The 10,936-nt window shown below is 46.6% G+C and carries 10 protein-coding genes and 1 pseudogene; 10 read left to right on the forward strand and 1 reads right to left on the reverse strand.

What is annotated here, in order from left to right; translation table 11 throughout:
• From PGX78_RS03495 to PGX78_RS03540, 10 genes and pseudogenes are all read left to right on the forward strand, one after another.
• A pseudogene (locus tag PGX78_RS03495) lies at positions 1-445 on the forward strand (D-alanine--D-alanine ligase); the annotation flags it as partial.
• An 18-nt stretch (positions 446-463) separates the two neighbouring features.
• Entirely contained in the window at positions 464-1,339 is an 876-nt protein-coding gene (locus PGX78_RS03500) for a cell division protein FtsQ/DivIB (protein WP_270445417.1), read from the forward strand.
• Between the two features lie 167 nt (positions 1,340-1,506).
• Positions 1,507-2,532, forward strand: a complete 1,026-nt coding sequence (gene ftsZ / locus PGX78_RS03505) for a cell division protein FtsZ (protein ID WP_006942949.1) — start codon at positions 1,507-1,509, stop codon at positions 2,530-2,532.
• Between the two features lie 66 nt (positions 2,533-2,598).
• Complete coding sequence (gene nrdR, locus PGX78_RS03510; RefSeq protein WP_040774174.1) at positions 2,599-3,060, forward strand: transcriptional regulator NrdR; 462 nt, start codon at positions 2,599-2,601, stop codon at positions 3,058-3,060.
• Positions 3,061-3,078: 18 nt separating this feature from the next.
• Positions 3,079-4,569, forward strand: coding sequence for a D-glycero-beta-D-manno-heptose-7-phosphate kinase (gene rfaE1 / locus PGX78_RS03515; RefSeq protein WP_270445418.1), 1,491 nt, complete (start codon positions 3,079-3,081; stop codon positions 4,567-4,569).
• Positions 4,566-5,531, forward strand: a complete 966-nt coding sequence (rfaD, locus tag PGX78_RS03520; RefSeq protein WP_270445419.1) for an ADP-glyceromanno-heptose 6-epimerase — start codon at positions 4,566-4,568, stop codon at positions 5,529-5,531. Before rfaE1 ends, rfaD begins: the two co-directional genes overlap by 4 nt.
• Positions 5,531-6,049: a D-glycero-alpha-D-manno-heptose-1,7-bisphosphate 7-phosphatase gene (locus tag PGX78_RS03525; protein ID WP_270445420.1), complete on the forward strand. Its 519-nt coding sequence runs from the start codon at positions 5,531-5,533 to the stop codon at positions 6,047-6,049. Before rfaD ends, PGX78_RS03525 begins: the two co-directional genes overlap by 1 nt.
• Entirely contained in the window at positions 6,036-7,094 is a 1,059-nt protein-coding gene (locus PGX78_RS03530; protein ID WP_270445421.1) for a glycosyltransferase family 9 protein, read from the forward strand. Before PGX78_RS03525 ends, PGX78_RS03530 begins: the two co-directional genes overlap by 14 nt.
• Positions 7,078-8,118 (forward strand): glycosyltransferase family 9 protein, encoded by a 1,041-nt coding sequence (locus tag PGX78_RS03535; RefSeq protein WP_270445422.1) that lies wholly within the window; start codon positions 7,078-7,080, stop codon positions 8,116-8,118. The genes PGX78_RS03530 and PGX78_RS03535 overlap by 17 nt, the downstream gene beginning before the upstream one ends.
• 86 nt (positions 8,119-8,204) lie before the next feature.
• Positions 8,205-8,798, forward strand: coding sequence for an outer membrane beta-barrel protein (locus PGX78_RS03540; protein WP_006942940.1), 594 nt, complete (start codon positions 8,205-8,207; stop codon positions 8,796-8,798).
• Between the two features lie 691 nt (positions 8,799-9,489).
• On the opposite strand, the gene PGX78_RS03545 is transcribed toward PGX78_RS03540, so the two are convergent.
• Positions 9,490-10,936: cobalamin-dependent protein (locus tag PGX78_RS03545; RefSeq protein ID WP_270445423.1), on the reverse strand; the 1,447-nt coding region annotated here is incomplete at its 5' end.

Raw genomic sequence — 10,936 nt, forward strand, 5'->3', positions numbered from 1 at the left:
GAAGAGTGCTTTAAGCGAAGCTTTTGCATACGGCAAGTCCATTGTGGCCGAAGCTTTTTTGTCGGGCCGGGAATTTACGGTAGCCGTTATGGATGAATTGGCTTTTCCCGTCATTGAGATCATTTCCAAAACAGGGCGTTATGACTATGAATCGAAGTATACGCCCGGGCTTTCGGAACATATTTGTCCGGCTCAGATACCGCCGGAACTGACTAAGGAATTACAGGATTTATCTCTGGCCGTGTTCAGGCTTTTTCATTGCAAGGGAGTAGCCCGCGTCGATTTAATGACGGACGAAAACGGTAAGGCCTATGTATTGGAAATCAATACGGTGCCGGGCATGACCGAGACGAGTCTCGTACCCGATGCTTCCCGGGCTATGGGAATGCCTTTTGAAGATTTATGTGAACGGATTTTGGAAGAAGCCTCGACAGGTAAATTTTAATACGTAAAGGTTCAGTATATGGAAAAACATCATTTAGACGGGCAACCGGAAGAAGCTCGTTTTTATATACCCGAAGGAGCGGACAACAAAGAGGTACAGTTCGGCCCTGAAGGAGAGATGCCCCTAACGGCAGCTCAGGAAAAAATTGAACAGCGTCGTAAAAAGCGTCAACGGAGGGAAGAAGGAAGGCGGCGGCGCAGGAAACGTTTACAAGTTATCTGGGCCGTAGCGGGTGTTTTCGGTTTGTGGCTTTTGTTGCGTTTCTTACCCGTCCCTTTCGGATCTGTAGTCATTGAAGGAAACGGTACCATGCCGGATGAGGACGTGTTGCGTGTAGCCGGAGTTCCGTCGTATGTAAATGTCGTACAATTGTCCACATCGACTATGAGGGAACGCCTGGTAAGGGATTTACGTGTCGGTGAAGTCACGGTAGAACGACAGTTTCCGGCCACTATTCACGTGTTTATTAAAGAACGACGGGCCGAAGCGGTGGTCATGACTTTGTACGGGTTTGCTTATATTGACGATACGGGGACGGTTATTGCTGTAGAACCGAAAATTAAGGGTGTGTCCGTGCCGATTATTACCGGTAAAAAAATGGATACTCTTCTTCTGGGAGATAAACTTGACGACAATACGATGAAAAATGCATTGGCTTATTTGAAAGCTTTGTCACCGTCCGTTGCCTCGTCTATTGCGGAAATCAACGTAGGCAATCCGAAGGAACTCATTGCTTATACGACAGACGGACTGTCCATTCATTTGGGTGACGGCGATCGCATATCGGAACGGGCTTCCGTGACGGAAGAATTATTAAATGAAATTGCCAAGAAACAGCTCTCCATTCAATATATCGATGTCAATCCCGATGCACCTATTGTTAAGGAAAAATAGACTCGGATGATGTAGACATGGAAGATGTTGTAGAAAAAAGCGGATATTTGAGGTATAATATACCGATAAGAGTGAGTCAATTATCGACAAACAAGTTCTTTTAGTGTATGATGTAAGAGAACTTCAAGTCTGTATACGTACGCACGATGTTAAGGAGGATACATTACATGGCCGAGTTTGCAAAAATTAAAGTAATAGGTGTCGGCGGCGGCGGTAACAATGCTGTCAACCGAATGATAGAAAGCGGTTTGCAAGGTGTTGAATTCATCTCTGTAAATACGGAAAATCAGGTATTGGAAGTATCGAAAGCGGATGAAAAAATTCAAATCGGTGAAAAGTTGACGCGCGGTCTCGGTGCCGGTGCCAATCCTCAAAAAGGTGAACAAGCCGCATTGGAAAGTAAGGAAGACATTATGAAAGTCCTTCAGGGTGCGGACATGGTATTCGTTACGGCCGGTATGGGCGGCGGTACGGGTACGGGGGCAGCTCCGGTTGTAGCCGAAATTGCCAAAGAATTGGGGGCCTTAACGGTAGCCGTTGTTACGAAACCCTTTACGTTTGAAGGCAAACGTCGTAAAGAACAGGCGGAAAAGGGAGCGGCTTACCTGAAAGAAAAAGTCGATACTATCATTACGATTCAAAACGATAAATTATTGCAGGTTATTGATAAGAAGACTCCGTTGAACGAAGCTTTTACAGTAGCCGATGATATTTTACGTCAAGGTGTACAGGGCATCTCCGACCTTATTACTACGACCGGTCTTATTAACCTTGACTTTGCGGATGTACGCACGATTATGGAAGATCAGGGCGAAGCCATTATGGGTATCGGCGTAGCCAGCGGCGAAAACCGTGCCGTAGATGCGGTGGAAAGCGCTATTAAGAGCCCCTTGCTTGAAATGAGCATTGACGGCGCTCAGAGCATTTTACTGAACGTTACGGGCGGCCCCGACGTAAGCCTTTATGAAATCAACGAAGCGGCAGAAAAAGTATCGGAAGCCGTAGCCCCTGATGCGAATATCATTTTCGGTTCTGTTATCGATCCGGATATGAAAGATTCCATCCGCATTACTGTCGTAGCTACAGGCTTCGGCAAAGAAGCTTCTTCCGTGCCTTCTTTCGGTAAGACAAGCGGTCTTGCTGACGGTGGTAAAGAAGCGGGCGGAGTTGAAATTCCGGCTTGGATGAGATAATAATGAACTAAAAAAAGCGGATCCGCATGGGACCCGCTTTTTTTAGAATAACGGGAGGAGGATTTTATGCGTTGTCCTTTTTGTAAACACGATGACACTAAAGTAACCGATTCGCGGGCTACCGATGACGGTCGCGCAATTCGCCGCAGACGGGAATGCCAGGCGTGCAATCGGCGGTTTACTACGTACGAAATGGTGGAAGAAGTGCCTCTGTACGTAATAAAAAAAGACGGCAGTCGCCAACTCTTCGACAGAAATAAAATTTTGAACGGCCTTTTACGGGCTTGCAATAAACGTCGCGTTACGCGACAACAGTTGGATGATATAGTCCTTAAAGTAGAACGCAATATTCGCAATACATTGGCCCAGGAAGTGCCCAGTGTAAAAATCGGTGAAATCATTTTAACGGAACTTCGCAATATTGATGCTGTTGCGTATATTCGCTTTGCTTCCGTTTATCGACAGTTTGGCGATTTGGACAGTTTTATGGAAGAACTCAAGTCGCTTATGGGAAACGAGAAGAACTAACTTCTCTCTGTGTGGGAGGTGTTGAAAACGGAACGGTATATTGATAATTTTTTAAATAATCAACTGCCGCAACTGCGTATTGCCGTCGTGGGCGATGTTATGGTCGATCGCTATGTGTACGGCAAGGTAGAGCGAATTTCTCCCGAGGCGCCTGTGCCTATTAACAAGGTGGATCGTATGACATCCGTCCTTGGCGGGGCGGCCAATGTTGCGGCTAATCTGGCACATCTCGATTGCAATGTTTACTTGGCGGGCCTTATCGGTGACGATGCTAACGGCGGTCTTTTAAAAAGCCTTTTGGCGGAAGGCGGCATTGACAGTTCGGGATTGATTACGCGGGATGATCACGCAACGACGACAAAAATGCGTATCTTAGGGGCGAGACAGCAGATGGCTCGTCTCGATTTCGAAGAAATTACGAGTTTTACGGAACAGGAACGGGCTGAACTTCAGGGGTGGCTTGACGATCGTATCGCCGCAGGGCTGGACGGCCTTGTTCTGTCAGATTATAACAAGGGCGTATTGACGGACGAAGTGGCAAAACTGCTTATTTCAGGAGCCAATAAGGCTAAAATCCCCGTTCTCGTCGACCCGAAAGGAAGCGACTGGACAAAATATAGCGGGGCAGATTTCGTAACGCCTAACATGAAAGAACTGTCTCAATGTATCGGCTATGATGTGCCTAATGATACGGAAGCGGTTGTAGAAGCTGCGCGTAAGGTGTTGGAGCGTTATAATTTCGGCAACCTTATGATTACTCGTTCAGAAATGGGGATTACCCTGGTCAGCAAGGACGGTAAGGTATGGAATAACCCGGCTACCTCTCAGGAAGTCTTCGATGTATCCGGTGCCGGAGATACGGTAGCGGCAGCGTTTATAGCAGCCGTGGGAGGCAAGTTGTCCATCCGTACGGCTCTTAATATAGCCAATGCGGCGGCGGGAATTGTAGTTGCCAAGGTCGGCACTTATCCCGTACACAGACGGGAACTTTCGGAACTCTGGTCACATCGTCAGCAGTATATCCATAGAGAACCGTATCGCTCCTTGACGATTCAGGATATGGCGGATCGCGTGCGCATGTGGCAAGATAAGGGAGAGACTGTTGTCTTTACAAACGGAGTCTTTGATATCTTACATCGCGGACACGTTCTTTACTTGCAACAGGCGGCAACTTTGGGACAGCATCTCATTGTGGGGCTGAATTCCGACGCGTCATGCAGACGGCTGAAGGGGGAAACGCGGCCTTTAAACCGTCAGGAAGACAGGGCTCTTCTTCTCAGTGCCTTGGCTTGTGTGGATGATGTGGTTGTTTTTGATGAGGACACGCCGAAAGAATTACTTTCCGTACTGCGTCCGGATATTTTAGTCAAAGGCGGAGACTATAAGTTGGAAGATATTGTCGGTCGTGAATATGCGGATCGGACGGAAGTCATTCGGTTTGAAGACGGATATTCGACGACGGGTTTGATTGAAAAGATTGGCGACTTGGTAAAGAAGGGGAAACTATGATTATCGTAACAGGCGGTGCCGGCTTTATAGGCAGTAATATTGTAAAGAAACTCAACGAACGGGGGATTGACGATATTCTCGTCGTCGACGATTTGACGGACGGGCGTAAATGCCGGAACTTGCAAAGCCTTCAGTTTGCCGATTATATGGACTATGAAGACTTTGCGGATCTGATGGCCGACGGTTCCTTTGATTGCGGCCCCGTAGATGTCATCTTCCATGAAGGTGCTTGCTCGGATACGATGAACTATGACGGTCGCTATATGATGAAAAATAATTATGAAGGCAGTAAGGATATTCTTCATTATTGTTTGGAACGGAGGATACCTTTATTGTATGCCTCGTCGGCATCTACGTACGGCAGCGGAAAGAACGGCTTCCGTGAAGTTTCGGATTGTGAAGAAGCTCTAAACCCTTATGCTTTTTCAAAGTTACAGTTTGATCGCTATGTGCGACGCGTCCTGCCCTATGCGCAAAGTCAGGTGGCAGGCTTCCGCTACTTCAATGTATTCGGCCCCCAGGAAAATCATAAGGACCGCATGGCTTCTCTTATTTTCCAGAAGTATCATGAATTAAAGGAGAAAGGGAAGATCACCTTATTTGAAGGGACGGCAGGATATGAAAACGGCGGTCAGATTCGTGACTTTATTTATGTCAATGATGTAGTAAAGGTCCTTTTCTATTTCTGGGAGCATCCCGAATTGTCGGGGCTCTATAATTGCGGGACAGGTACGGGGCATACCTTTAATGAATTTGTTAAGGGGATTATTGATTATTGCGGTACGGGCAGCATTGAATATGTACCCTTCCCGGAAATTCTAAAAGGAAAGTATCAGAGCTTTACGACAGCCGACACGACGAAACTTACCGATGCCGGCTATGACAAAGGATTTACGCCCTTGGTTGACGCCGTAAAGGAATATTGCGAACTCTTGGATAAACACGACGGGTACTTTGCCTAATGAAAGCCGTCTTTTTCGATCGTGACGGTGTCATTAACGAAGATGCCGGTTATTTGTATAAACGTGAAGATTTTATTTGGACGGACGGGGCTAAGGACACGTTCGCTCACTTACATAACTTGGGCTATGCCGCTTTTGTCGTAACCAACCAAAGCGGCGTAGCCCGCGGCTATTATACGGAAGATGATGTGAACCGTCTACATCGTTGGATGTGCGAAGAAGTTGCCGAAGCCGGTGGAAAAATCGAAAAGGTTTATTATTGTCCCTACTTGGAAGGAGCAACTGTTGCCGCTTATGATCGTAAAAGTTCATGGCGCAAGCCCGAACCGGGTATGATTTTGCAGGCCTTTGCCGATTATGATATCGATAAGAAAAAATCCTTTCTCGTCGGCGACAGTCCGCGGGATATTGAGGCGGCTGAGCGTGCGGGACTGGACGGATACTTGTTCTCAGGCGGTTCGTTGAAAACCTTTGTCGACGGGATTCTGAAGGAGAGAAACGTAGATGGAGCCATATAAGAATATACTGATTATTAAAATGAGCTCCTTGGGAGATGTACTCCATGCACTTCCGACTCTGCATGCCTTGCGACAGAATTGTCCCCAGGCTCGTATTGTCTGGGCTGTACATGAGAATTTTTCCGCACTTTTACCGGAAAAGCCTTTTATTGACGACATTGTCTACGTGGATAAGAAGAAGCTGAAAAAACTCTCCTATTGGTTTGAATTGAGAAAGACCTTGCATGCTTACCACTTTGATTTATCCATTGATTTGCAAGGCCTTGCTAAAAGTGCAATTGTGGCCTTTAACAGCGGAGCCCGTAAAAAGGTCGGTTATTGGGAAATGCGTGAAGGAAGTTGTCTTATCAGCAAAGGACTTAAAGGACCTCATGCATATGACCACGTTATTGAGCGATATCTCGATGTGGTCCGTTGTCTCGGCGGGGCGGTCAATGATGTTGAGTTTCCCCTGGCTTCCATTGAAAAAGAACGAGTTGAAGTTGCCGCAAAATTAGCGACTCTTACGGGCGGCAAGCCTTACATCGTCGTAGTGCCGGGAACGCGCCGAGCTGTTAAGGAGTGGCCTGTAGATTATTGGGCGAATTTTGTTGCTCGCGTAGCCTATAGCGGTATGTATACGGTACTTCTCGGAAGTGCCGATGACGAGGAAAAAGGCCGACTTATATACGACGGCGTATGTTTCTACTGCAAGGAAGCGGGCGATTACGTTATCAATAAAATCGGATATACGAGCTTGAAAGAACTGACGGCTTATATTGAAGGAGCAACCCTTTTTGTCAGTGTTGACACGGGACCCTTACACATTGCCAATGCTTTAAAGAAAGAACTGATAGCTCTCTTCGGACCTACCAGTCCCGAGAGGACCGGGCCTTACGGCGGTAAAAACGGTGATTACATCCATCTCGTTGTTTCGCCCACATCGACGGCTACGACGGAGCATCCTGTGACGGATGACCCTGAATGTATGAAAGCCATTACAGTTGATTCCGTTTGGCAGACCTATGAAGAGGTTATGGAGAAACGCAATGATCGACTTAACTAATAAACGAATTATCGTTACTTATTTGATGCATCTGGGCGATGTTATTTTGATCACGCCCTTTTTGCATGTTCTACGTAAGAATGCACAGGGTTCGAAGATTACCTTGGTCGTTGATAAAAAGGTAGCCGATACGGTACGCTATAATCCCAATATTGATGAACTGGTAGAAGTGGATAAGAAGGGGGCCGACAATTCCGTCGGTGCCTTATGGAGAATCGGCAGAAAGTTGCACGGTAAAGACTATGATTTACTCATTAACCTGCATCCCAACGAACGGACGTCTTTTTTAGCTACTGCCGTAGGGGCTAAGGCATTTGTCGGCATGAGTCATTTTTTGTTTCGACCCTTTATGACGAAATATACGCGTCTGGATCGACTGCATTTGCATGCAGCCGACATGTACATAGATGTGTTGAAACAATTGGGCGTGACGGATACGGAAAATGAAGGGCTGGAGTTTTTTACCTGTCCCGCTTGGGAAAAGAAGGCCGAGACTTTTTATGTCAGCCACGGAATAGAAGCAGATACGCCGCTCATAGGCTTTAATATCGGCAGTGCCGTTGAACAAAAGCGTTGGCCGCCGAAACGTTTTGCCGCTGTAGCCGATTATTTTGCCTTACAGGGGTATACGTGCGTGTTTTTCGGCGGGCCGACGGATGTGGATATGGTTCATGAGGCCGTATCCTTAATGGAATCACAGGCTCTCGTAGGGACGGGAAAATTCTCTATCGGTGAATTGGCGGCAGCTGTAGGACGGTGCAAACTTTTTATTACCAATGACAGCGGTCCCATGCACGTAGCCGTAGCTCGCAAAGTTCCCGTTGTAGCTCTATACGGACCAAGTAATCCCAAGTTTTACGGTCCTTATACGGATAAGGCTGTCGTTCTTGAGTCGACACAAGAATATGTAACGGGAAAAAGCATGAAAAAAATTATCCGCGAAGGAAAGTATAAAGGCATCAGTGTTATTACAGTGAAACAGGTTGTAGAAGCGGCTGAGACAATCTTGTGTTCATACCGATAATTGAAGTTTTCGGAGAAATCCCGTATAATACAGGTAATGTCACTTAGATTATATAAGTGTACTTGATTTTTTGGAGGTGCAGAATTATGAAAAAGGTAATTACAGCGGCCTTGCTGGCTACTCTCGTATCGGCCGGTGCCATGGTATATGCAGCAGGTACTCCCGTTCAGAACCGCCAACAGGGCGATCTTAAAATCGATGTAAACTACGGTTTTGATCAGAAAATGGGTCATCGAGATGCAAAGACTCATTTTTCCGGCGGCGACGTAACCTATGTCTTGAATGACAAGGTAGACTTGCAGTACGATAACAACAATACGAAAGCAAGCCATAACGGCGACCGTGTAAACGAACATGCCGTTAGAGGTATTTACCATATTAACCCGTACATCTCCGCTTTCGGCGGCGTAACTCGTGTCAATACGAAGATGGCCGGTCACAGAGACCATGATTACGGCGGACAAATCGGCTTGGAAGGACAGGTTCCCGTAGCTGATAAGGTTACGGCTTTCGGTTCCGTAGGCATCGGTGATGATGTAAATACGTATGAAGTCGGCGTAGGCTACAACTTCAACGAAAACTTGGATGCACACGTTAAATACCGTCGTGACGACATTGACGTAAACAATTACGACAATGATGTTAAGGGTTGGCAAGTAGGCATGGGCTACAAGTTCTAATAAGTGAATAGTGAAATGAAAAAGGAGAGCCGTGAGGCTCTCCTTTTTGTGTTATATGTTAGTAGGACCAAATGAGGTGCCAAATGCTATCAAATATCGATCCGGGAGGAACAGGCATCTTTTTTGTGCATAATTGGGAACAGAACCGCTATTTGATACTTTTCCGGAAGTATTGTAGTTAACAAAAGCTAAGAGCGTAACGAAAGGATACGTACGTGTCATGTATGCTTGAAAAAGTGCAGAGGTACCGTCCGGTGATACTCTTTCGGACCAAACTATTGCGTCCGTTTTATTATAGATGAATTGTCTATATAAAAGGCGCTACCGGAACTATTAGTGCCCACATAATACCAATTGACAGCTAAAACGGGCATTACTGAACAGGAAAATAGGAACAATAGGGCTATTATGATTTTTCGCATCGTTTATGTACGATCTTTCAAAAATAGATTAAGAAAGTCGTAACATAAAGTAGATTCATTATTCAAAACAATAAGCTGTGTATGCTTAAACAATATGGATTTATTTCAGCGAAGATGATAAGGGAATAGAGGATAAGGGTATAAACCAAAAAATCACCGCTCAGTGTACGGCAAATGGGGTGCAATTCCCCGTGTCCGAGTTGACTGAACGGTGATTCATCTTTTAACAGTTTAGCAGATATTCAGAATATTTCAAGTTTTTACGGATCTTACATCAATCCCTGTTCCAAAAGTTCGTCGGCGTAGCGAACGGTGCTCATGGCGTCTTTTCCGTAGCAGTCGGCACCGATGGAATCGGCGTATTGCTTGGTCATGACGGCCCCACCGACAATGACTTTGCAATCGGGCTTTTTTTCTCGTAAGAGGCGGATGGTTTCTTCCATGTTGACGACTGTCGTCGTCATGAGGGCCGACAGTCCGACCAGGCGAATGTCATCTTTCACCGCCGTTTCGACGATTGTTTCAGGATCTACGTCACGTCCCAAATCTACAGCCTGATAACCGTAGTTTTCTAAAAGGACTTTGACAATATTCTTGCCAATGTCGTGAATATCGCCCTTAACGGTAGCCAAGATGACCTTGCCCTTTGTTTCTTGAGGTGCATCCGTTAACGCTTCTTTTACGACGGCAAAGGCGGCCTTGGCCGCTTCGGCAGCCATTAAAAGCTGAGGCAGAAAGAGGGTTCCTTTTTCAAAGCCTTGCCCTACGTTGTCGAGGGCGGGAACGAGGTCTTCATTAATGATATCCAAGGCATTTCGTGTCAAAAGCGCGTTGTGCGTTGCTTCGGCTGCAGGGCCGGCCATGCCGCGCTCTACGGCTTCCATCAACTTGTTACCGTAAGTTTCGTCTTTCGTTGCGTTAGGAGCGGAAGGGGTGTCCGTTTCTTTTTTTACATTTCCTATGTGAGACAGGTCGGCACCGTCCAAATCGAGGGCGCTTAAGACTTTGCGTTTATAGTCATCCACGGCTTTTTGCACCCGCTTGTCCGGTGTTTCGTAATTTTGATAAGCCGTAATGAAGTTTGTAAAGTTCGTATCCTTGCCCGATAAAGCACAGTAGGTACGATAAGCTTGCATCATAGCTTTGTTATTCGGGTTAATAATAGCCGATGAAAGACCGGCTTGCAGGGCCATGGCAAAGAAGTAAGAGTTTATGAGTTCACGGGCCGGTAAGCCGAAGGAAATATTGGAAACCCCGAGGATGGTGTTTCCGCCCAATTCGTCGTGAATGCGGCGAATGGTTTCCAAGGTAACAAGAGCCGATTCGGGGTCTGCCGAAACGGTCATGCAGAGGCCGTCAATAATGACGTTCTCTTTGGCAATACCGTAGTCGGCGGCACGTTCATAGATTTTACGGGCTACGGCTACGCGGCCGTCTGCCGTATCGGCAATGCCGTCTTCGTCGAGGGCTAAGCCGATGACGACGCCGCCGTATTTCTTGACAAGCGGAAAGACGGCTTCCATCGTTTCTTCCTTGCCGTTGACGGAGTTAATCAGAGCTTTACCGTTATACATGCGCAAGGCCTTTTCCATGGCTTCTACATTAGATGTATCGATTTGTAAGGGCAAGGGCAGAATGGACTGGAGTTTACCTACCACTTCCTGAATGAGTTCCACTTCGTCTACTTCGGGAGAACCGACGTTGACGTCCAGTGCA

The organism is Megasphaera sp. AF13-6AC, from assembly GCF_027685385.1.
Classification (GTDB): domain Bacteria; phylum Bacillota; class Negativicutes; order Veillonellales; family Megasphaeraceae; genus Megasphaera; species Megasphaera micronuciformis.